The organism is Saccharomonospora cyanea NA-134, assembly GCF_000244975.1.
Taxonomy (GTDB): Bacteria; Actinomycetota; Actinomycetes; order Mycobacteriales; family Pseudonocardiaceae; genus Saccharomonospora; species Saccharomonospora cyanea.
Genome location: NZ_CM001440.1, coordinates 2,754,137 through 2,775,439 on the forward strand (window position 1 = coordinate 2,754,137; position 21,303 = coordinate 2,775,439).

At 69.5% G+C, this 21,303-nt stretch carries 24 protein-coding genes and 1 pseudogene; 11 read left to right on the top strand and 14 right to left on the bottom strand.

Translation table 11 applies throughout. The annotated features are described in order from the left end of the window. Positions 1–93 precede the first annotated feature (93 nt). The gene (locus SACCYDRAFT_RS13010) at positions 94–2,565 is read right to left on the bottom strand and encodes a heavy metal translocating P-type ATPase (RefSeq protein WP_005456765.1); all 2,472 of its coding nucleotides are present in this window, start codon (positions 2,563–2,565) and stop codon (positions 94–96) included. Further along, positions 2,562–2,831: a heavy-metal-associated domain-containing protein gene (locus SACCYDRAFT_RS13015; protein ID WP_232283661.1), complete on the bottom strand. Its 270-nt coding sequence runs from the start codon at positions 2,829–2,831 to the stop codon at positions 2,562–2,564. The genes SACCYDRAFT_RS13010 and SACCYDRAFT_RS13015 overlap by 4 nt, the downstream gene beginning before the upstream one ends. A 61-nt stretch (positions 2,832–2,892) precedes the next feature. Between SACCYDRAFT_RS13015 and SACCYDRAFT_RS13020 the strand changes: the two genes are divergently transcribed. The 4 genes and pseudogenes from SACCYDRAFT_RS13020 to SACCYDRAFT_RS13030 all read left to right on the top strand — a co-directional run bounded on the left by SACCYDRAFT_RS13020 (position 2,893) and on the right by SACCYDRAFT_RS13030 (position 4,672). Continuing rightward, positions 2,893–3,327 carry a heavy metal-responsive transcriptional regulator gene (locus tag SACCYDRAFT_RS13020; protein ID WP_005456767.1) on the top strand — a complete coding sequence of 145 codons (435 nt, stop codon included), beginning with the start codon at positions 2,893–2,895 and terminating at the stop codon, positions 3,325–3,327. Between the two features lie 457 nt (positions 3,328–3,784). Then, a pseudogene (locus SACCYDRAFT_RS26910) lies at positions 3,785–3,865 on the top strand (recombinase family protein); the annotation flags it as partial. Positions 3,866–4,016: 151 nt separating this feature from the next. After that, on the top strand, positions 4,017–4,283 hold the full coding sequence (locus SACCYDRAFT_RS26915) for a hypothetical protein (RefSeq protein WP_050983442.1): 267 nt from the start codon (positions 4,017–4,019) through the stop codon (positions 4,281–4,283). Positions 4,284–4,339: 56 nt separating this feature from the next. Next, positions 4,340–4,672 (top strand): YnfA family protein, encoded by a 333-nt coding sequence (locus tag SACCYDRAFT_RS13030; protein ID WP_005438185.1) that lies wholly within the window; start codon positions 4,340–4,342, stop codon positions 4,670–4,672. A 32-nt stretch (positions 4,673–4,704) separates the two neighbouring features. Here the strand turns inward: SACCYDRAFT_RS13030 and SACCYDRAFT_RS13035 are convergent, their stop codons facing one another. Next, positions 4,705–5,121, bottom strand: a complete 417-nt coding sequence (locus SACCYDRAFT_RS13035; RefSeq protein WP_005456769.1) for a DF family (seleno)protein — start codon at positions 5,119–5,121, stop codon at positions 4,705–4,707. A 205-nt stretch (positions 5,122–5,326) separates the two neighbouring features. Between SACCYDRAFT_RS13035 and SACCYDRAFT_RS13040 the strand changes: the two genes are divergently transcribed. Then, entirely contained in the window at positions 5,327–5,848 is a 522-nt protein-coding gene (locus tag SACCYDRAFT_RS13040; protein WP_005456770.1) for a DinB family protein, read from the top strand. 94 nt (positions 5,849–5,942) lie between these two features. After that, positions 5,943–6,410 carry a recombinase family protein gene (locus tag SACCYDRAFT_RS25880; protein ID WP_198284921.1) on the top strand — a complete coding sequence of 156 codons (468 nt, stop codon included), beginning with the start codon at positions 5,943–5,945 and terminating at the stop codon, positions 6,408–6,410. A 186-nt stretch (positions 6,411–6,596) separates the two neighbouring features. Here the strand turns inward: SACCYDRAFT_RS25880 and SACCYDRAFT_RS13050 are convergent, their stop codons facing one another. The 4 genes from SACCYDRAFT_RS13050 to SACCYDRAFT_RS13065 form a co-directional block, all read right to left on the bottom strand. Beyond that, positions 6,597–7,514, bottom strand: coding sequence for an integrase core domain-containing protein (locus SACCYDRAFT_RS13050; protein ID WP_198284920.1), 918 nt, complete (start codon positions 7,512–7,514; stop codon positions 6,597–6,599). A 17-nt stretch (positions 7,515–7,531) separates the two neighbouring features. Beyond that, entirely contained in the window at positions 7,532–7,849 is a 318-nt protein-coding gene (locus tag SACCYDRAFT_RS13055) for a helix-turn-helix domain-containing protein (protein ID WP_005456432.1), read from the bottom strand. 274 nt (positions 7,850–8,123) lie between these two features. Further along, complete coding sequence (locus SACCYDRAFT_RS13060; protein ID WP_005456771.1) at positions 8,124–8,531, bottom strand: bacteriophage spanin2 family protein; 408 nt, start codon at positions 8,529–8,531, stop codon at positions 8,124–8,126. A gap of 100 nt (positions 8,532–8,631) precedes the next feature. After that, positions 8,632–9,681 (bottom strand): TerC family protein, encoded by a 1,050-nt coding sequence (locus tag SACCYDRAFT_RS13065; RefSeq protein ID WP_005456772.1) that lies wholly within the window; start codon positions 9,679–9,681, stop codon positions 8,632–8,634. 269 nt (positions 9,682–9,950) lie between these two features. Here SACCYDRAFT_RS13065 and SACCYDRAFT_RS13070 point away from each other — a divergent pair, with 269 nt between their 5' ends. After that, on the top strand, positions 9,951–10,448 hold the full coding sequence (locus SACCYDRAFT_RS13070; protein ID WP_005456773.1) for a hypothetical protein: 498 nt from the start codon (positions 9,951–9,953) through the stop codon (positions 10,446–10,448). A gap of 336 nt (positions 10,449–10,784) precedes the next feature. Here the strand turns inward: SACCYDRAFT_RS13070 and SACCYDRAFT_RS13075 are convergent, their stop codons facing one another. The 4 genes from SACCYDRAFT_RS13075 to SACCYDRAFT_RS13090 all read right to left on the bottom strand — a co-directional run bounded on the left by SACCYDRAFT_RS13075 (position 10,785) and on the right by SACCYDRAFT_RS13090 (position 13,784). Then, entirely contained in the window at positions 10,785–11,702 is a 918-nt protein-coding gene (locus SACCYDRAFT_RS13075) for an integrase core domain-containing protein (RefSeq protein WP_198284920.1), read from the bottom strand. 17 nt (positions 11,703–11,719) lie between these two features. Then, positions 11,720–12,037 carry a helix-turn-helix domain-containing protein gene (locus SACCYDRAFT_RS13080; RefSeq protein ID WP_005456432.1) on the bottom strand — a complete coding sequence of 106 codons (318 nt, stop codon included), beginning with the start codon at positions 12,035–12,037 and terminating at the stop codon, positions 11,720–11,722. A 15-nt stretch (positions 12,038–12,052) separates the two neighbouring features. Then, positions 12,053–12,379, bottom strand: a complete 327-nt coding sequence (locus SACCYDRAFT_RS26375) for a hypothetical protein (RefSeq protein WP_043536454.1) — start codon at positions 12,377–12,379, stop codon at positions 12,053–12,055. 373 nt (positions 12,380–12,752) lie between these two features. Continuing rightward, a complete protein-coding gene (locus tag SACCYDRAFT_RS13090) occupies positions 12,753–13,784 on the bottom strand; it encodes a TerC/Alx family metal homeostasis membrane protein (RefSeq protein WP_043537254.1) in 1,032 nt (343 codons plus the stop codon). A gap of 214 nt (positions 13,785–13,998) precedes the next feature. Between SACCYDRAFT_RS13090 and SACCYDRAFT_RS13095 the strand changes: the two genes are divergently transcribed. Further along, complete coding sequence (locus tag SACCYDRAFT_RS13095) at positions 13,999–15,315, top strand: bifunctional folylpolyglutamate synthase/dihydrofolate synthase (protein ID WP_005456777.1); 1,317 nt, start codon at positions 13,999–14,001, stop codon at positions 15,313–15,315. A 152-nt stretch (positions 15,316–15,467) separates the two neighbouring features. Further along, positions 15,468–16,583: an L-threonylcarbamoyladenylate synthase gene (locus tag SACCYDRAFT_RS13100; RefSeq protein WP_005456778.1), complete on the top strand. Its 1,116-nt coding sequence runs from the start codon at positions 15,468–15,470 to the stop codon at positions 16,581–16,583. On the opposite strand, the gene SACCYDRAFT_RS13105 is transcribed toward SACCYDRAFT_RS13100, so the two are convergent. From SACCYDRAFT_RS13105 to SACCYDRAFT_RS13115, 3 genes are all read right to left on the bottom strand, one after another. Further along, the gene (locus tag SACCYDRAFT_RS13105) at positions 16,488–17,876 is read right to left on the bottom strand and encodes a UDP-N-acetylmuramoyl-tripeptide--D-alanyl-D-alanine ligase (protein WP_005456779.1); all 1,389 of its coding nucleotides are present in this window, start codon (positions 17,874–17,876) and stop codon (positions 16,488–16,490) included. The genes SACCYDRAFT_RS13100 and SACCYDRAFT_RS13105 overlap by 96 nt on opposite strands. 72 nt (positions 17,877–17,948) lie before the next feature. Continuing rightward, the gene (locus SACCYDRAFT_RS13110) at positions 17,949–18,818 is read right to left on the bottom strand and encodes a DUF6671 family protein (protein WP_005456780.1); all 870 of its coding nucleotides are present in this window, start codon (positions 18,816–18,818) and stop codon (positions 17,949–17,951) included. Beyond that, positions 18,818–19,117, bottom strand: a complete 300-nt coding sequence (locus SACCYDRAFT_RS13115; protein ID WP_005456781.1) for a helix-turn-helix transcriptional regulator — start codon at positions 19,115–19,117, stop codon at positions 18,818–18,820. The genes SACCYDRAFT_RS13110 and SACCYDRAFT_RS13115 overlap by 1 nt, the downstream gene beginning before the upstream one ends. Before the next feature lie 126 nt (positions 19,118–19,243). On the opposite strand from SACCYDRAFT_RS13115, the gene SACCYDRAFT_RS13120 reads away from it, so the two are divergent. Continuing rightward, on the top strand, positions 19,244–19,702 hold the full coding sequence (locus SACCYDRAFT_RS13120) for a hypothetical protein (protein ID WP_005456782.1): 459 nt from the start codon (positions 19,244–19,246) through the stop codon (positions 19,700–19,702). Further along, a complete protein-coding gene (locus tag SACCYDRAFT_RS13125; RefSeq protein WP_005456783.1) occupies positions 19,699–21,282 on the top strand; it encodes a proton-conducting transporter transmembrane domain-containing protein in 1,584 nt (527 codons plus the stop codon). Before SACCYDRAFT_RS13120 ends, SACCYDRAFT_RS13125 begins: the two co-directional genes overlap by 4 nt. The last annotated feature ends 21 nt before the right edge of the window (positions 21,283–21,303 follow it).

A 21,303-nucleotide genomic window follows, 5' to 3' on the forward strand; every position in this document is an offset into this window, starting at 1 on the left:
AGAGCTCAAGGTCTTCCGCTGCTGGCGCGCAGGTCGATCCCTGCGCGCCGGCAGCGGGTGATGTCAGGAGAGATCTGGTGTTGTCGTGGCCGGTCAGGGCACCGCCGGTTCGGGGGACTGCTGGCCTGCTGCGCTGCGGGAGCGGCCGACGCTGGCGATGGCGTTGGTCAGCAGGGAGGGGCGGGTGCCGAAGGAGTTGAGGAAGATCGTGGTCACCGAGGCGGCCATGGCGATCATGGCCCACACCGGGGAGATCAGCCCGGTGGAAGCCAGCGGGATGCCCAGGCCGTTGAAGGTGAAGGCCAAGCCCACGTTGGCCCGGGTGCGCCCGTAGGCGCGGGTACTGATCTCCCGGGCGTCGAGCACCGCGTGGACGTCTTCGCGCAGGAGCACGATGTCGGCGGATTCCACGGCGATGTCGGTGCCGCCGCCGGCGGCCAGGCCCACGTCGGCCTGCATCAGGGCGGGTGCGTCGTTGATGCCATCGCCGACCATGGCTACCCGGGTGCCGTCGGCCTGTAGCTCGCGCACGATTGCGGCCTTGCCCTCCGGGCGCACCCCGGCGTGGATCTCGGTGATGCCGAGTTGGTCGGCGACGTGGCGGGCGGCGCGGTGGTTGTCGCCGGTGACCAGCACCGGGTCCATCCCCGCTTGACGCATGGCCGCGACCGCTTCGGCGGCGTCGGGCCGCAGCTGGTCGCCGAGTGCGAGCGCGCCCCGCAGCGCCTGGTCGGCGGCCACCACGATGACGGTGTGCCCGGTGGCTTCCTGTGCGGTGATCCAGTCTGACATTCCGGTCAGGTCCACGCCGGTGTCGGTGAGCAGTCCTGGGCGGCCCACCAGGACGTGCTGGCCGTCGACGGTGGCGCGCACCCCGGAGCCGGTCATCGACTCGAACTCATGCGCCTGGCCCACGGTCACGCCGGCGTCCTCGGCGGCGGTCACGACGGCGCGGGCCAAGGGGTGTTCGGAGTGGTGCTCGGCCGCGGCGGCCAGTGCCAGTAGCCCGGCGGTGTCGCCGTCGGCGGCTTCGACAGCGCGTACGGTGGGGCGGCCTTGGGTGAGGGTGCCGGTCTTGTCCAGCACGACGCGGCGCACCAGCCGGAAGGTCTGGAACGCTTCGCCGGTGCGCATGATGATGCCCCGGTCGGCGGCGTGCCCGGTGCCGCGCACGATCGCCAGCGGCGCGGCGATCCCGACCGCGCACGGGTAGCCCATCACCAGCACCCCGAGTGCGGCGAACACGGCCCGGTGCACATCCGGCTGCCCCGAGATCGCCCAGCTAGCGCCCAGCCAACCCAGGAGAGCGATCGCGGAGACGGTGAGCACGGTGGGGGTGTAGACGCGCAGCACTTTGTCGACCAGGTGCAGGATGCCGGGCTTGAGCGCCCGGGCGTCCTCCACGTGACGTACCACCTGGGCCAGGAATCCTTCCGCCCCGGTGGCGGTGACCTCGATCAGCAGGCTGCCGGTGCCGTTGATCGCCCCACCCACGACCTCCTCGCCCACTCCGCGCTCGACAGGCACTGGTTCCCCGGTAACCAGGGAGAAGTCGATGGCCGAATACCCGGAGCGGATGCGCCCGTCCAGCGGGATGCGCTCGCCGGGCCGCACCCGCACCAGCTGACCCACCTCAACCTGCTCGACGGGCACCTCCGACTCGCTGCCGTCGTCGGTGACCAGGCGGGCCAGGTCGGGCTGTAGGTCCAGCAGCTTCTTGATCGACTGGCTGGAGCGGGTCTTGACCAGCAGCGACAGCCACTCCGAGAAGATGTGGTAGTTGGCCACCAGCACCGACACAGCGAAGAACGCCGCCGTGGGATAGCCCGGCAATATCCCGGTCAGCCCGATGATCCCGCCGGCGATGCCGGCGAACGCGCCGATCTCCAGCAGCACGTGCTGGTTGAGAATCCCGCGCCGCGCGGACTGATAGGCCATCCGCAGGATGTGCGCAGCCACCCCGACCACGACCCCGACGGCCAGTGCCCCGGCCACCCAACCGACCACAGGCGGCCCTAGCACCCCGGTGGCGCGGGCCGCTAAAGCCGCCACCCCTGGCGCCACGATCCCGGTCGCCCCGAATAGGGCCTTGACCGTACCGGCAGGGCGTAGCAGTGCATACGACAGCGGCACCATCAGCACGATCACGCTCAACGGCACCAGCACCGACCAGATACCGGTGACCTCGGCGATCAACCCGATCGCCGCCAACGATGCGGCGATCGCGGCCAACAACCGGCGGCCTTCGCGGACCAGATCACGCTCCTCGTCTTCGAAGGGGCGCAGCTTACGCGGGTCGTACAGCTCATAACCGATATCGCGCAGCGTGCCCAAGATCCGCTCAGGCTCGACAATGGCTGGGTCGTAGTCGACCAGGGCCTGCTCGTGGGTCAGGCTCACCGCCACCGTGCCCACACCCTCCAGCCGGCCCAAGGCTTTCTCGATCGTGCCGGTGCACAACGAGCAATGCAGCCCCGAAATCCGCGCCCGAATCCGCTCATGCCCCGGCGTAGGGCTGGACTCCGCCGCCCACAACTCCGGCTGTGCCGCGACCGCGGTGCTCACCGTCCCGTCCCCTCGACCACCTCGTAACCGGCGGACTCCAACCGCTCGGCCAGCACACCGCGATCGAGCAGCGCCGAACCGACGTGAACCCGCACCGCCCCAGTGGTGTGATCCGCCGCGACCTCCCGCACCCCCTCAACCCGGCGCAGCACCGCGCCGATCCGCTGCTCGCACCCGCCGCACGACATCCCCGATACCCGCAACACCAGCGTGTCCACGACCACGCGCTCCTCTCTTCTGACCTGCGGTTTTTGCCCTCGTGCCACACGCTAGAACCTTGCCCTAGGGGTAAGGTCAAGGAAGAACTCACCCGTGAAGGAAGCCGTAATGGACATGACCGTGGGAACCGCGGCCAAAGCTGCCGGCGTCAGCGCGAAAGCGGTCCGGCTCTGGGAAGCCAAAGGACTCCTGCCACCCGCCGAACGCACCCAGGCCGGCTACCGCCTGTTCAGCAACAACGACGTCGCCGTGCTGCAGTTCATCCGCCAGGCCAAAACCCTCGGCCTGACCCTGCCCGAGATCAAAAACATCATCAACCTGCAGCGCGACGGCGCCACCCCATGCGGGCACGTCACCGAACTCCTCGACACCCACATCGCCGACATCGACCGCACCCTCGCCGAGCTCCGCCAGCTCCGCCGCTCACTGGCCAGTGCCCGCCAGGCCGCCCGAGACAGCCAACGCCGCGGGGAAAACGCCGTCGTCTGCCGCATCATCGAAAACCACACCAACCCCGACAACAGCCAACGCCGGGACCCTTGAACCACCTGTTCAGAAAAGGAACGTTTCTCAACACGCAGCTCGACCAGGCCGCCGACCGGGCTCCAGACCGGCTCCGCAGTGCCGGAAAAACGTGTTAAATCGGGGTATCCAACAACCTGATCAGGACCCTTTGTCGTACAGTCGGGCTGCTCGCGATCATGGAATGTGCCCGATGATCGACACCCCAGCTGACCTCGTTTTGGACGGCGACCCGCTCGACGCGATCGGCGGCGGCGCCCACGTCGGCTACGCCGGGTCTCCACCCGGGATCAGAGCCTGCGCCGCCAGGGCGACGCCCTCACCGGCGCCGAATGCATCCGGGTGTTCGAGGAAAAGCTGTTCGGCAAGAACGCCGAACGACCCGAGCTGTGGGCGTGCCTGACTACCTCCGCGAAGGCGACACCTCGTCGTCCTGGAGCTCTCCCGCCTCGGCCGCAGCCTCGCCGACCTGCTGTCCCTGGTCAGCGAGCTGCGTCGCCGCGGGATCGGATTCACCTCGCCGCACGAGAACCTCGACACCACCACCCCAGGCGGCCGCCTGGTCTTCCACGTCTTCGCCGTGCTGGCCCGAGTTCATCCGCGAACTCATCACCGAAGGCACCCGCGAAGGTCTAGCAGCCGTCCGCGCCAACGGCGTCCGCCTCGGCCGGCCACCAGCCCTGCCGGAGCCCGCTCCCATCGCGTGCACGTTGACCGCCGAAAACCAGGCCGCACGCATCGCCCAATGGCGGCAACTGCTCGCCGGAGCCGAACGGGAAAACGTCGACGACGGCCTATTGTTCCGCCTGCCCACCGAACGGGCCGGGCCAGTGGCCGAGCTCGCCGCTGCCGAACAACGTTGTTGCGCCTTCTTCAAATTCGCAGTGCGGCTGCGAGACGGTCGGGTGGAGCTGAAGGTCCACGCCTCACCCGACGCCGCGCCGCTGCTGGCCGAGGTGTTCGGCACCACCGACTGACTACCCTCGACGTGCGGCCTTCAGCCGCTTGCGTCGTCGTCCGAGAGAGATTCGTCGTGCTTGTCCTGCGTTCAATCGTGCTGTTCGTGCTGGCTGCCATCGCAGAAATCGGTGGCGCCTGGCTGGTGTGGCAAGGTGTCCGGGAACACCGAGGATGGATATGGATCGGCGCGGGAGTGATCGCCCTCGGCCTGTACGGGTTCGTGGCGACGTTGCAGCCCGACGCCCACTTCGGGCGCATCCTGGCCGCCTATGGTGGCGTGTTCGTCGCCGGATCGCTGGCTTGGGGCATGATCGCTGACGGCTATCGACCCGACCGATTCGATGTCATCGGCGCCTTGATCTGCCTGGCCGGAGTCGCGGTCATCATGTACGCCCCCCGCGGCTGACATTCCTATTCCCGGTGCTGTAGGACAGCAACTCAGCGTGCGTTGGTGAGCGCCTGGACGAGTTGTTCCACGGTGGGTGCGCCGGCAAGCCCCGCTGGCGTGGCGTACATGCGGCAGGACAACCCATGGGTCTGGGGCGGTGAGGGAAAAGGATCGAGCCCGTCGATGAGGATGGTGGGCGATCCAGGGAAATGCAGCGCTTCGGCCTCCGCTTTCGTCTCGACGGTGCGGTGATAGATCTCCAGTGGGGCGAGGCCCGCGGCCGCGAGGGCCTCGCGGAGACGTTCCTCGGCGAGGCGCCAGTTCGGGCATCCATCGAAATAGAACAGCTCAACCTTCACAGTTGCCATGATGCCCCGGCAGAGCAGCCCCACTGCCGCTCCTGCGACGAACACCATCGGCGGCGACTGGCGTCTGACCGCAGGTGCGGCATCGTCGTCAACAGTCATCGTGTTCCTTCTCTCCGGCACCGACTATGGTCGCCCGTCGCATACTGCTTCCAGGCATCTCCGGATTCGGCGGCCAGCGCCTCGGCCGTGACGAGATGGTCGCCGTGTCAGTCGCCGCGACCTACGCGACGCGCGCACGCCCGGGCGCTGAGGCGAGCCTCAGTTCGGTCGTGCCAACCTATAGGCGGGACCGGGAGGACAGGTCATGCAGCGCCAGGTCGTGCACGAGCAGTGGGAGCAAGATCGCGCCGCCTTCCACGAGCTGGTCGCGGCCGCGACAGTTGAGGACCTGCGCCGACCGTCACGTGGCACCCGGTGGACCAACCAGCAGCTGTTGTTCCATCTGCTGTTCGGTTATCAGGTGGTGCGTGCTCTCCTCGTGCTCGTGCGCGCCTTCGGGCGCCTGCCCGACCCGATCAGCCGCATATTCGCCTGGTCGCTGAACTCGGCCACCGGGCTGTTCCACATCCTCAACTACTGGGGGTCTTGCGGTGGCGGTCTGCTCACCCCGCGTCTCATGGACGCATGGTTCGACCACATCATCGCCGCGTTACACCGCAGCCTCGACCGGGCGAGTGACGCGGAGCTAGCGCGCGGGATGCACTTTCCGACTCGGTGGGACCCGTTTTTCCGCGACCACATGACCCTTGCCGACGTCTACCGCTATCCAGCGAAGCATTTCGCCTTTCACCGAGCACAGCTCACCCTCGGATCTGCGGGTATTTAGTGACGGTGCGCTCGGAGCGCCGCGTAGCAGTTCCAGGGGCCACCAGCGTGTTTGTTCCGTCGTTCTGTGGACCGACGCGGACAGGCGTAGCAGGATGCCGAGCGCGGAGATGGTCGCAGTAAAACCGGAGACGAACGGGACGCCCATCCGCATCGGCTACGCCCGCTGCTCCACCGCTACCCAAGAACTACAGTCCCAGCTCGACGCGCTCGCGGCCGCGCACTACACGCGGGTGTTCTCCGAGGAGATCAGCACCCACATCAAGATCCGCCCCGAGTTGGAAAAGGCACTCACCCTCGCCCACGAGATCAAGACCGCCGCACCAGACCAACCGGTGCTCCTGACAGTGCACGAGACGAAACGCCTCGCCCGCAACGCCACCGAGCTGATGACCCTTTCCGCCCAGCTCCAGAACGCCGGGGTGCGGCTAGAGGAGCTGCTCACCCGACCACTGACGGGATCTACGACCCGCGCGGCATGGGCTCCATGCTCTTCGCCGTGCTCGCCGTCACCACCCAGTTCGACCGCGACTACATCCACGAGAACCCTCGAAGGTAAGTAAGCCGCCACCGCACACGGCAACCACGGCGGCACCCGAAAGTCATCGACGAAGAGATGCTGGTTCTTCGCCCGCGCCCCGCGACAAAGGCACCCAGATGCCCGACATCGTCAAGAAACTGACCCACCAAGACCGGCCAGCACCCCTCAGTCGCCTCGCTCTACCGCGCCCTCGCCAACATGTCCCGCGTCAAGAATCTGGCTCAGTTTTCTTGGATGAAAGTTGTGCTTGTTGATCTTGCTGGTGGATCTCGATCGGTCGTTGCATGCCGAGTGCCTCGTGGGGGCGGATGTGGTTGAACACGTGCCGGTAGCGCTCGGCCTCGGCGGCGAGGGTCTGCCCGTCGTCGATCTCCATCCGGTAGAGGTGCTCGTACTTCAGCGATCCGAATGCCCGTTCCCGCACGCCGTTCTGGCCGGGTGAGCGACGCCGAGTGCGGATGTGGAGCAGCTCGGGGCGAGAGGCGATGAACGCGGCGAACCTGCTGCCTTTGAAGGCGCCACCGTTGTCGGTGACCACCTTGATCCGCTTGATGTGCCCGGTCTCGGGGTTGGTGAGCTGCTCGGCCAACGGCACGCCACCGGCCAGCCGCTCGGCCTCGGCGATCGCGATCCGGACGGCGAGCTCGGCATCGGCGGCGTTGCAGGTGGTCGCGAGGTGCCAGCCGAACTCGTACTTCGAGTAGTAGTCCGCGCACCCGGCGATCCGCCAGATCCCACCACGGGTGGTCTCGAACTCAGAGAAATCCAGCTGCCACACCTGATTCGGCCCCGTAGGCGGCTCGGCGAACGCAGCCTTACGGGCCTTGGCTAGCTCTCGTCGTTCAGCCTGATATTTCGTGGACTGCAACAGATTCCGCCGCCGCATCGCCCGCTCCACGGTCGAAACGGACACCTCGTGTCCATCGGCGCGCATCAATGCGTGGATCTTGCGGTGTCCCCACGCCGGCCAGGCCTGGGCATACTTCTCCACGACCGGCTCGAACGCCTCGACCGCCGGTGCCGGCCATGGGCCCTTCGGCGGGTTCCCGGCGCGCTGTTTGCTGATCCAGCGGGTATAGGTGCGGCGCGGGATGCCGATCAAGGCCGTGAACCTCGAGACCGGCATCGCCGCGTCTTGGCGAATCACCTCGAGGTCCTCGAAGGGGCCAGCCGCTCCGCGGAGCGCTTCCACACCCGCAGCTCGACATGCGCCTCGCCCAGTGCCGTGGTCAACTCGTCGATCTGGGCCTGCAACTGCTCCTCACGACTCGAGGGACCGGCCTTACCGCCCTCGGCAACCCCGGCCCGGCCGCCCTCGAGGAACTGGGCCTTCCACCGCGACACCGACTGCTCCGAGACCTTGTTCCGCCGAGCGGCCTCGGCGATCGTCATCTCCCCGGACAGCACGCTCAGCACGATCCGGATCTTGTCCTCCACCGGGAACACCGGGGGACGGCTCATCGTCATACCTCCTGCTCAGGAACCTACATAACCCCTGAGCCACAAAGTCTGACGCGCGACAATACGACGAGATGCTCTCGCAGCACGGCGCGAGGCTCTCGGCTTCACCCAGGAAACCCTCGCCCAGGAGCTTGGGGTGGAGCTCTCGACAACCTGACCTCGCCTGCGAGTGGGCCGCTCACCTGGAAGGGAGGGACGACCGACGAACGTTCAGCGGGGTCGCCGACGGTGCTCATCACGGGCTGCTTCCTGTCGTGCCCGTGACCCTACTTGGTCAGGGCGCGCAGGCGGTGGTGAGCGCGGCGGCCTGATCGGCCCTGGTCTGCAGCCAGGCGGCTGGAGCACTGGTGAGGGTGTCCAGGGTGGCCGTCTGCAGGGTGGCGGCCAGGTCGGTGATGGCGCGGCCGATGTCGGTGTCGCTGGTGGTCGCGGCCAGGTCGGTGAGCTCGGTGGCGGTGGTGTGCGCCTGGTCCAGTGCGGCCTGCGGTGCGCTGAGGTCGGGCGGGTTGGCGACCAGTGCCAGCGCGTCGCTACACACCTCGGCGGCGGCGACCGCGCCGGTCACGGTGTCCGCGGCCGAACCGGCGGTGTCGCCGGCCTGCTGGACAGCGCCGCAGCCGCTGATCGCCGCCACGACGCCCACGCCGAGCAGCACAGAGGTCCATCGAGTCGAGATGCGCATGAGCGGGTTCCTTTCCGGATGGGCTGGGTCTGTGGGGTGGTGCCGCCCACCGCTGGTGGGGGGAGTGAGCGGTGGGCGGCACCGGGGCGGTCGACGCGCGTCAGTCGCGCGTCGACAGGCCAGTGGGCGAGGACGGGGCCGTCTCGGCTGCGGCCGCCCCGGTTTGGGCTGGCTCGGTCGTGACCGTGTCGGGCTCCGCACCGGCCAGCGAATCGGCAGAGGCAGCCGCTGGGGTGGCCGGGGTGGTGCGGGTGCGGATCCAGCTGGCCGTGACGGCGACGGCGAGCAGGAGGGCGACCACGGCCAGCGAGAACCAGGTGGGGATCTTGTAGAGGTCGAGCAGCAGCATCTTGATGCCGACCCACACCAGCACCAGGGCGAGGCCTAGCTTGAGGTAGATGAAGCGGTGCATCAGGTCGGCGAGCAGGAAGTACATGGCGCGCAGGCCCAGGATGGCGAAGGCGTTGGAGGTGAACACCAGGAACGGCTGCTGGGTGATGGCGAAGATCGCCGGGATGGAGTCGACGGCGAAGACGATGTCGGTGACCTCGACCAGCACCAGCACCGCCAACAGAGGGGTGGCCACCCAGCGCCCGGCCTGGCGCACCAGGAACTTCTGCCCGTGGTACTCCTCGGTGGTGGGGATGACCTTGCGGAACAGGCGCAGCACGACGCTGCGGTCGGGGTCGATGGTCTCGTTGCGGTGCACGGCCATCCGGACACCGGTGGCGACCAGGAAGGCGCCGAACACGTACAGGATCCAGGCGAAGGACGCGATGAGCACCGAGCCCGCGGCGATGAACACCGCCCGGAACACCAGTGCGCCGAGCACGCCGTAGAACAGCACGCGGTGCTGGTACTCGCGGGGAACGGCGAAGTAGCCGAAGATGATCGCGAAGACGAACACGTTGTCCACCGCGAGGGACTTCTCGATCACGTAGCCCGCGAAGTACTGGGCGGCGAACTCGCTGCCCCACGCCCACCACACGATCGCGCCGAACCCGAGGCCGAGCGCGACCCACACCGCCGACCAGGCGGCGGCCTCGCGGACCCCGACCACGTGTGCGCGGCGGTGGGCGAACAGGTCGATCGCGAGCATCACCAGGATCACGCCGAGCACCGCGGCCCACGCCCACAACGGAACAACCACAGTCAAGCACCTCCGGTCACGTCGAGTGAAACCGGAGGTCTCCCCAACCGCCAGAGCACGTGCGCTGGGTCCGGTGGCGCCGGGACCGGGCAGCCATCGAACTGCCGTAATGACGATCCCGGACGTGGTGGGTACTCCCCTCCGCACCACCAGAATGACGAAGTACGGTTCGCCTGTCAAGGCTTGACTGGCGAACCGTACTTCGTCAATCTGGAAATGAGGCCAGCGCGCGGCCTCCTCGATCCGTGCCGTGGAAAGCAGGTCCGCTGATGCCCGCCCAGTGCACAACCCTCGTCTGCGTCGTCGACGCCACCGATCCCGCGCCGGCCGCCGAGCTGCCCGCGGCGGTCGAACTGATCGCCGACCACGGCCACCTCGTGCTCGCCGTGCTGCACCCGCCGCCGGGGCTCACGCTCAACGCGCGGCTGATCGCCTGGCAGCAGGTCCGCCGGGAGCAGGTCACCGCCGCGGCGCTCGCTCCCGCGCTGTCACGGCTCCCGTCATCCGGGCTGGCCGAGCGGGGCGTGCGGATCCACACCACCGCGTGGCATCACCGTCGCGGGCCGGGCGGCCGGCATCGGCGCGTGGCCGCCGCCCTGCTGCGACTGTGCCGAGTGCACGACGCCGACGTGCTCGTGTTGCCCGCCCATCCTCGCGCCGAGCTCCTCACGCCTGCGACCTGCCAGTACCTGCTCGGCCTCACTCAACCTCGGCTGCGGATCCGCCGCGCAGACGAGCACACCCTGCCCGACGCGATGCTGGTCTGATCACACCCGGTCGAGCAGCTCCCCGCCGATCCGGACCCCGCGCCGACAGCGGCATCGAGAGTGGAAGGAATGCCTTATGGTCGGCCCCATGCGGCCTGCCGAACCCCCACCCGACCACGCCCTCCCCACCCCAGCGGGCTCGGATCCCACCGACTCCGGCACGGTGGATTCTGGCGTGGTGGATGCTGGTGCGGAACCGGCCGACGCCGCCGCGTCGCAGACGCCAGGGTCGTGGATGTTCCTGAGCAACCACGCCCACGTGCTGCTCTGCCTGGCCGCCGACCCGCACCAGACCCTGCCCGTCATCGCCCAGAAGGTCGGCATCACTGTCCCGCGTCAAGAATCTGGCTCAGTTTTCTTGGATGAAAGTTGTGCTTGTTGATCTTGCTGGTGGATCTCGATCGGTCGTTGCATGCCGAGTGCCTCGTGGGGGCGGATGTGGTTGAACACGTGCCGGTAGCGCTCGGCCTCGGCGGCGAGGGTCTGCCCGTCGTCGATCTCCATCCGGTAGAGGTGCTCGTACTTCAGCGATCCGAATGCCCGTTCCCGCACGCCGTTCTGGCCGGGTGAGCGACGCCGAGTGCGGATGTGGAGCAGCTCGGGGCGAGAGGCGATGAACGCGGCGAACCTGCTGCCTTTGAAGGCGCCACCGTTGTCGGTGACCACCTTGATCCGCTTGATGTGCCCGGTCTCGGGGTTGGTGAGCTGCTCGGCCAACGGCACGCCACCGGCCAGCCGCTCGGCCTCGGCGATCGCGATCCGGACGGCGAGCTCGGCATCGGCGGCGTTGCAGGTGGTCGCGAGGTGCCAGCCGAACTCGTACTTCGAGTAGTAGTCCGCGCACCCGGCGATCCGCCAGATCCCACCACGGGTGGTCTCGAACTCAGAGAAATCCAGCTGCCACACCTGATTCGGCCCCGTAGGCGGCTCGGCGAACGCAGCCTTACGGGCCTTGGCTAGCTCTCGTCGTTCAGCCTGATATTTCGTGGACTGCAACAGATTCCGCCGCCGCATCGCCCGCTCCACGGTCGAAACGGACACCTCGTGTCCATCGGCGCGCATCAATGCGTGGATCTTGCGGTGTCCCCACGCCGGCCAGGCCTGGGCATACTTCTCCACGACCGGCTCGAACGCCTCGACCGCCGGTGCCGGCCATGGGCCCTTCGGCGGGTTCCCGGCGCGCTGTTTGCTGATCCAGCGGGTATAGGTGCGGCGCGGGATGCCGATCAAGGCCGTGAACCTCGAGACCGGCATCGCCGCGTCTTGGCGAATCACCTCGAGGTCCTCGAAGGGGCCAGCCGCTCCGCGGAGCGCTTCCACACCCGCAGCTCGACATGCGCCTCGCCCAGTGCCGTGGTCAACTCGTCGATCTGGGCCTGCAACTGCTCCTCACGACTCGAGGGACCGGCCTTACCGCCCTCGGCAACCCCGGCCCGGCCGCCCTCGAGGAACTGGGCCTTCCACCGCGACACCGACTGCTCCGAGACCTTGTTCCGCCGAGCGGCCTCGGCGATCGTCATCTCCCCGGACAGCACGCTCAGCACGATCCGGATCTTGTCCTCCACCGGGAACACCGGGGGACGGCTCATCGTCATACCTCCTGCTCAGGAACCTACATAACCCCTGAGCCACAAAGTCTGACGCGCGACATCACCACCCGCGCCGTCCAGCTCATCCTCACCGACCTCATCCAGGGCGGCTACATCGAGCGCACCAAAGTCGGCCGCCGCAACCACTACCGCATCAACCCCGACGGCCATCTGCGCCACCCGCTGGAAGCCCACCACCGCATCGCCGACCTCATCACCGCCGTCGGTCCCGCCACCCCTGACGATGCTCGTGATGCTTCGGCTGACGGCGCCTCGACTCCTCCGCGTCGTCGCCGCACCGGATAACTCGCCACCCTTGGTAAACGAACCACAGTTCGTCATTCTCGACGTTGAGGGGGAGTACCTCAACGACCAAGCCCCGCGTCGTCAACACGATCTGGCCGACCCGGATCCGGCGCAGGCACCCGCCGCCCCACCGCGCGGGTCCAGGAAACCTCACGCCACCGACGCCAGCACCACCAAGCACGCCCTGGCAAGGGCTACGTGGCGTGGCCGGGCGGTGTGCGGACAGGACCTCGCGACGACCAGCGCCCCTCTCGCTTCGCACCCCACACTGACACGCCACCCGGGACGGCGTGTGTTCATCGTGGCGGGCGGGGCGGCACCAACGCTGCGCAGGTGATGACCAACGCCAGCAGAATGAGTGCCGTGACAGCGATGTCGATGAGGAATCCGGTGAGCATGGTGAACATGGTCAGTCCTTCTCAATCACGTGCTGCTCGGCCTCAATCACGTGCTGCTCGGCTCGGCGGCGGGTGCGCAGGCTCGCCGCGATGACGACGGCGAGGATGGCCACGATGACAGCGAGGGAGACCGGCGTGGGGATCTGCGGGGTGGCCGGCCAGATTCCGTGGGCCCAGTGCAACACCAGTTTCAGACCGATGAACGCGAGAATGACCGCCAGGCCGTGGTTGAGATAGACGAGCTTGGCCAGCGTGGCGTGGAGCACGAAGTAGAGCGCGCGCAGGCCGAGCAGCGCGAAGGCGTTGGTGGCGAATACCAGGTAGGGGTCCGCGGTGATGCCGTAGACCGCGGGGACCGAGTCCACGGCGAACACCACGTCGGTCACGAACACCGCGGCGACCACCACCGCAAGCGGCGTGAGCGCGCGTCGTCCGTGCTCCCGTACGGTCAGCCGGGTGCCTCGGTAGTCGTCGGTGACGGGCATGAACCTGCGGAGCAGTCGCACGATACGCATCTGGGATACGTCGCGGCCCGCGAAGGCCGAACCGGTGTGCACCTCGTGCAGGATCTTGCCCGCGGACACGAGCAGGATCAGGCCGAAGAGGAGGAACGCCCAGGTGCCTGCCTGCAGCAGCGCCGCGCCCGCCGCGATGAAGATGCCCCGCAGGACCAGGGCACCGGCGATGCCGTACAGCAGCACCCGTTGCTGAATGGGGGACGGGACCGCGAACCCGGCCAGGATCAGCATGAACACGAACAGGTTGTCCACCGACAGTGACTTCTCCACCACGAAGCCGGTGATGAACTCCAGTGCCGGCCCGCTGTCGAACACCGCCCACAGCCAGATCCCGAACAGGACGGGCAGCGTGAGATAGAACACCGACCAGCCAATCGCTTCCCGTATCGACACCTCGTGGGGACGGCGGGTGACGGCGAAATCGGTGACGAGGAGGCCGAGTATTACGGCGATGCTGGCGACCCACAACCAGGGCGACCCGATCGACGAGGACCCCACCGAGTCGGCGGGCGCGGCCACGGACAGAGACGACACCACGGGATGAAAGGGCACGAAGACCTCCGCGCACGGACGACGTTCGAGGTCTCCTTCACCCTGGTGAGGGCGGTCGCCCGGGGACACCATGGGGTGTCCGTATTGACCAGGCAGACACTTAGGGAAGTACTCCCCTCTGCACGCAGTGTCACTGGCCGGAATGTGGCTGTCAAGGTTGATCGGGGGTGGATCTAGGATCGGTGGCGTGAGGCGCGCCGGGGTATGGCAGTGGCTGGACGGTCACGTCGACCATGAGCGGGGGGTGGGGGTCGCTGCTGGTGGGGTGGTGTCGCAGGCCCCGACGACCGTGGTCATCGAGCGGCTGCTGCGCACGCTCGGCCGGCCCGAGCAGCGGGTGCCGGTGATCCTGGTGGCCGGCACCAACGGCAAGAGCACGACCGCCCGGATCCTGGCCGCGGTGCTGGCGGGCAGTGGACTGCGGGTCGGGTTGTACACCAGTCCTCATCTGCACCGGCCGCAGGAGCGGATCACCATCGATGGTGTCACGATCACCGACGACGAGTTGGCGGCGGTGCTCGACCCGCTGGTGGCGGACGAGCGCACCGCGTCAGAGCTGGGGCGGCCCAGTTGGTTCGAATTGATGACCGCGGCCGCGGTGGGCTGGTTCGCCGACCAACGTGTTGATGTCGCGGTGGTCGAGACCGGTCTGGGTGGCAGCGGCGACGCGACCGCCGCGCTCGGCGCCGGCCTGGTGGTGGTCACGTCGGTGGGCGTCGACCACGTCGAGTACTTCGGTGACACGCGGTGGGACAACGCCGTGGCTGAGGCTGGCGCGGTTCCTGAGGGCGCGACCGTGGTGCTAGCCGAAGCGGACCCGGCCATGCACCCGCCGTTCCTGGGCCGCCGCCCCTCGCGCGTGGTGACCGTGGATCGTGACTTCGGCGTGGCCGCCGACGCGCCGGTCGCGGATGGCCGGACGGTGTCGCTGTTCACGCCCGGGGCGACTTATGACGACGTTTTCCTGCGTCTGCTGGCACCGTGGCAGGCGGCGAACGCGGCGACGGCGTTGGCCGCCGCCGAGGTGTGGCTGGCCCGGCCGGTGGCCGACCAGGTGGTGCGGGCGGTCTGCGGGGCGCTGCGGGCTTCGGGCCGCTTTGAGCTTGTCCACACCCCCGGCCCTGTGCTGATGGACGGCGCCCACAACGAGGAAGCGGCCACCGCGCTGGCACGGGCGCTGCGGGAGCGGTTCGACGGCGTCTCCCGCACCGTGGTGGTCGGTATGACCGGGACCCGCGCGCCGGAGGCGTTTCTGAGTGCCCTGGGGGTCGGGGCTGGTGACTGGGTGATCTGCACCTCGCCCCGGACACCGCGAGCGGTGCCGCTCGCCAGGCTCGCCGCCGCCGCGCGGGCGGTGGGCGCAGGATCGGTCGCGGTCGAGGCGGATGTGGGTGATGCGGTGCGCCGCGCGGCGGCGGCGAATGATAGCACGCTCACGGTAGTTACCGGGTCGCTCTATGTGATCGGCGAGGCGCTGCCCGTCGTGCGAGCGCTGGTGACGTGACCACCCGTGCTGCCCGGGCTGAGCGCCGCGCGTGCTGATCGGGAAGAGAGGGTACGAGATCCGGTCTCGAAATGGGTCCGGCGGCGCGGGGGCAACGGTGATCGCGCGAGCCGGTGGTGTGTCAGACTGCAGTGGTGAGGGGTGAACGGGTGATGTCGGATCAACCAGGCATCGCGCCTGAGCGCGTGGGACTCGATGTGGAACGCGCTGCTGGCACCCTGCGCGCGGGTGGGCTGGTCGCGTTCCCGACCGAGACCGTGTACGGGCTCGGCGCGGACGCGGAGAACGTCGACGCGGTGGAGCGTGTCTTCGCCGTGAAGGGGCGGCCCTCGACGCACCCGCTGATCGTGCACCTCAGCGGGGCGCGTCAGCTCCCCGACTGGGTCGCGGAGGTGCCCGACGCGGCGCGCCGCGTCGCTGACCGTTTCTGGCCTGGCCCGGTGACCCTGGTTCTTCGTCGGGGCCGCCGTGTTCCCCGCGCGGTCACCGGCGGTCTGGAGACGGTCGCGCTGCGGGTGCCCGACCATCCGGTCGCCCGCGCGCTGCTCACGGCGTTCGGTGGCGGTGTGGCGGCGCCATCGGCCAACCGTTTCGGCTCGGTCAGTCCCACGGCGGCTGCTCATGTTGGCGACGGGTTGGGCGCCGACGTCGACTACGTGCTGGACGGCGGCCCCTGTGCGGTGGGTGTCGAGTCCACGATCGTCGACCTCACCGGCGCACCTGCGATACTGCGCCCAGGCGGCGTGACACGAGAGGATCTTGAGCGCGCACTGGGTTGCTCCGTGCCGGTGCGGGCGAGGAGTGCCGTACGCGTTCCGGGCCAGCATCCGTCGCACTACGCGCCGAGGGCACGGGTTGTCCTGGTCGAGCCGGGCCAGGTGATCGGCCACGCCGAGTACCTGGCAGCGCAGGGCCGGCGCGTCGGCGTCCTGCTGCCGCCCGAGTTCGCGGGCGGTGCCGGTGCGTGTGCCGGGCAGCGCGTTATCGCGGTGCCGGACTCGGGTGCGCGGTACGCGCGGCGGCTTTTCGAGTTCCTCCGTGACTTCGACCGGCATGAGTGCGAGGTCGTGGTGGCCTCGGTTCCTACCCCGGACGGGCTCGGATTGGCGATCGCGGATCGGCTCCGCCGAGCGGCCGGGTCGCGCAGCCAGACGGCCGCGACTCCGGGCTGCTCAGCGGTTGCTGAGCGCGGCGACGAGGTGTTCGAGGTGGGCGGCGCGGGATGCTTTGATCAGGACGAGATCGTCGGGACGAAGGATTCGACTTAGCACGTCGTGGGCGGCCTGGCTGTCGGGAACGGCGATGATGTCGAGGGTGCTGTGCTCGGTGTCGGCCGCGTCGGCGATCAGAGGCGCGGTCCGGGTGCCGATGGTGATCAGGACGTCGAGGCCGGCGCGTGCGGCGAGCACGCCGAGGTGGTGGTGGGCGCCAGCGGCGTGGTCGCCGAGGTCGGCCATCTCGCCGAGGACGGCGATCCGGCGGCGGGCGGACATGGTGCTCAGGGTGGTCAGCGCGGCGGCCATGGAGTCGGGGTTGGCGTTGTAGGCGTCGTGGAGGAGCGTGACCCCGTCGCCCCGCACGATGGTTTGCATGCGCCCGCCGCTGGCGGGTTCAGCGGCGCTCAGGGCATCGGCGATGGTGTGGTGGTCAAGGCCGAGGCCGAGGGCGAGGGCGGCGACGGCGAGGGCGTTGCCGACGTGGTGCCGGCCGGTCAGGCGGAGCGTGACGGGTGCCGTGCCCTCGGGAGTGTGCAGGGTGAAGCACGCCCGGCCGCGCGGCGTGACGTGCACATCTCGGGCGTATACGCCGTTGGGGTGGGGGCGCTGGCTCCACCAGCGGGTGCGGGCGGGGGTGAGCGGGGCCATCGCGGCGACGAGCGGATCGTCGGCGTTGAGGATGGCCAGCCCACCGTGGTCTGCAGAGGGGAGCCCGGTCAGTAGTTCGCTTTTGGCCGCGGCGATCCCGGTTTGCCCGTCGGGGTATTGACCGAGGTGGGCGGTGCCGACGTTGAGCACGACCCCGACGTGGGGGGTGACCAGGCCGCACAGGTAGCTGAGGTGTCCACGGCCCCGGGCGCCCATTTCCAGGATGAGGTAGCGGGTGTCGGGGGTGGCGCGCAGGACAGTGAGGGGAAAACCGAGCTCGTTGTTGAAGGAGCGGTCTGTGGCGGCGACCGGGCCGTGGTGTGCCAGGACCTGGGTGGCGAGATCTTTGGTCGTGGTCTTGCCGTTCGACCCGGTGATGCCGATCACGGTGGCCGGCAGTCGGTCTGCCACGTGGCGAGCCAGGTCGCCGAGCGCGCGGGTCACGTCGGTGACCTGGACGGCAGGGGCGGGCACCGGGCGTGCGGCCAGCACCAGGGCGGCTCCCGCGGCGAGGGCCGCTGATGCGTGGTAGTGCCCGTCGGTGCGCCGGCCGGGGAGGGCGGCGAACACGCCGCCGGGGTGGACCTGGCGGGAGTCGATGCTGGCGGGTGCGGTCACCAGCAGCGACGGGTCGGTCCCCGGGACGAGGTGACCGTCGGTGGCCGCGGCGATCGCGGCGGCGGTCAGGGGGATCATCGTGGTGACGCTCCTTCGGACGTGCAGTGGCTGGGGCCGGCCGGGTGGGTCTGCGGGGGTGGTGTCCGGGGGTTACGGGTTGCAGCATTCGCAGAACGTGGGATCGGCACGTCGTTGGCCGTCATCGCGAGGGTGGCGGCCGCGGTGCGGGCAGCGGGCACACCCGTGGATCGTTGCCAGGGTCAGGCGGGTGGGCTCGCCACACGTGCCGCAGGGCAGACCAGGTTCGCGGTCCACCGGGCCGAATCCGGGGGTGCCGCAGGCCGGGCACAGGGTGGCCAGACGCGAGGCGAGTTGGTGGGCGAGCACGCTGATCTCCCGCATGCGGGTGGGGTTGACGTGCGCGCGCATGTCGGTCTCCAGTCGCGCCAGGCCATCGGTGGAGTGCGCGGTGCACCGGCTGATCGCCGCATCGAGGTCGGCACGGGTCTGGATGCCCTTGCAGATGGGGCCTGGAGCCCGCACGTCGGCGGGGCTGTGGGGACGGACGATGACCGCGTGGGCACCGAAACCGACGCGCGCCAGGTAGGCGTCGGTTTCCTCGTCGAGGCGGCGGGTCGTGGTGTGGCTGAAGTTCGTCGGTGTGGTTCGGCGCTCCAGGATGCAGACGTCCCGCACCGTGTCGAGGAAGGCGAGGATCTCCTGGCCGGCGCTCAGCATTGGCGCGACCGGGTGCGGGCCGAAGGAGCCTTCGCTGGCCACGGCGAGTCCGAGGCCGGTCGACTCGATCGCGAGGCGCGCCTTGCGGACCGCGGTCTCGGCCGCCGACCCGGCGCGGGGGATCTCACCGGTGAAGGTGCCGAGCTGATCGGTGTCCACATCGTGGGCGAGCACAAGCCGCATGCCGGGGATCCGCGCCAGGGCGGCAGCGAGGGCTCGCTGCTTGCCGTGTCGGGTGGCCATCGCGACCGGTGCGCCCGCGTAGGGGTGCACGGCGAGCATTACACGAGGTTGCCGGATCGGGCGTCGATGCCGGTGAGCAGGGCCACGAGCTGCCCGATGGCGGTGTCACGGTCCATCGGGTGCCGCAGCGGCAAATCCGGATGCAACCGGTACCGGTTGCGCCGCCCCTCCCTGGTGCGTTCCAGGTAGCCCGCCTCGACGAGGTCGGCCACGATGCGCTGCGCCGCCCGCTCGGTGATGCCCACCACCTCGGCCACATCCCGCAACCGAACTTGTGGATCCCGCACCACGCACAGCAGTACGTGGGCGTGATTGGTCAAGAACGTCCACTCCTGCATGGCCGCAACTGTACCTCGTCGGGGGTAACGCATGTCACGCTTGCCAAAGCACGTCATCAATGTCGTATGATTCATATCGCGTATTAGAACACAGGTCATTGGTAGCGTGCTTGGGAGGTGGGTGTCATGGGCGACGAGGAGATGGCGCTCCCGTGGGAGAACCTGCTGCGGGAGGTGGGCGCGGTGGTCGACGCCGAGATGGCGGGCGTACTGACCGGCGAGCGCGCGGCCGATGAGGTGGCGCGGCGCTGGGCGCACCGGTGGGCCTCGCCGCCGCCGGACGTGGTGATCGACACCAGCCCGCCGGGCGTGCGGCGGGGGGCCGCGCAGAGCGTGGGTGCCTACATCGCCCGGGAGCTGGAACGGGGGCGGTCGCTGTACTGCGTGGTCCACGACGAGTTCGTCCGGGTGCGGATCGGGGGTTTCGACGGGCGTGCGTTGCCTCCGCATTGCCTGGAACACCTCGGTTCGCCGCCCGAGCCCGCTGCGGGCACCGGTGCTGAGCCGCGCGCCACCGACCTCGCCGGAGCCCCGGCGACGCGCGGCGCGGCGGCGCGCGCGGGTCAGGAAGGTACGACGGCGTGACAGGGGTGACGCTGCTCGTTTTGGTGGCCCTTCCCGCTGTTGCGGCCATGGCCGGGTCGATCCGGCGGCTACGGAGCTTGGCGCCCGCGTTGGGTGCGGGTGCGGCGCTGGTGGCCACCGCGCTGGCGGGGACGCTGGCCGTGACGGTGGTAGTCGGCGGGCCGGTGGCGATGGTGCTGGCCAACCCGGACGGGCGAGCCTGGACCGGGCTGGTGGTCGACCACGTCGGGGCGATCGTTCTGCTGCTGGTGTGCACGGTCAGCGCCGTGGTCCAGGCGTTCGCCCGCCGCTACCTGCACGGCGATCCGGCCGCGGCCCGCTTCGCTGTCGCGGCGGGGGCGCTGACCGCCGCGACCACGGTGATGGTGACCGCGGCGACTCTCGTCACCCTGGCGGTGGCGTGGACGCTGACCGGGGTGATCTTGTGCCGTCTGGTGGGGATGTATCGGCCGGCGCCCTCGGCCGTCGATGCCGCACGGCGCACCACCCGTGCCGTCGTCGCCGGGGACGCCGCGTTGTGGACTGGGGTTGTCCTCGCGGTCACGGTCTGGGGGGATCTCGACCTGCGCCACCAGGGCGACGCGGCCCTCGGCGGTGCGGTGGGCACGGTGGTGGCCTGTTCGCTGGTGGTCGCCGCGGCCGTGCGGTGCGCGCAGCTGCCCTGGCACCGATGGCTGCCGGCGACCCTGGCGGCACCGACCCCGGTTTCGGCTCTGCTGCACGCCGGCGTGGTCAACGCCGGCGGGGTGCTGCTGGTGAAGCTGTCGCCGATCGTCGGTGCCGCGCCGGTGGCGACACACCTGGCGTTCGCCATCGGAGCCGCCAGCGTCGTGGCCGCCACCGCGATCATGCTGACCCGCCCCGACATCAAAGGGGCGCTGGTGCACTCCACGATCGGGCAGATGGGGTTCATGCTCATGACCTGCGGGCTCGGCCTCTACGCCGCGACGGTGGTGCACCTGGTGGCGCACGGGCTGTTCAAAGCCACCCTGTTCCTCGGCTCGGGGTCGGCCGTGCAGCGGCACGCTGGCCACACTGCGGCTCCTCCCGCGCCTCGGTTGGCTCCTGCCCGCGCAGCGCAGGTCGCTGTCCTCGCCGGGGTCGCCGCCGTCGCGGCGGTCGGGGTGGCGGCCTGGTTGCTACCCCTTCATGCCGGCGGCGTCGCGTTGTCGCTCTTCGCCGTGGCCACCGCCGCGCGGCTGGCGTGGGGCTGGCTGCGTCGTCACCCGACCGGCGGCGCGCTGGTCACGGTGGTGATCGTGCTGCCGGGCGTGGCGATCGGGTACCTGGCCCTGGTGGGCGCGGTCACCGAGCTCCTGGCCCCGAGCCTGCCCGCAAGCGGGCCCGCCGCTGTCTCGGCCTGGGTTCTCGCGACCGTGGTGGCGGTGCTGGCGGCCGGTGCGCTGCTGCTCCACCTGGCACCCGCGGTCGGTCTGGGCCGGTGGCGCGACCGGCTGTACGTGGCGGCGTTGTCCGCCGGGCAGCAGCGCACGTACACCGCCGCCTGGGGTCACCCGCCACGGCTGGTACCGACACCGCGTCCGCGGCCGGTTCCCCAACTGGAAGGAGCTCGGGCGTGACTCGCCCCCACGCGCTCGACG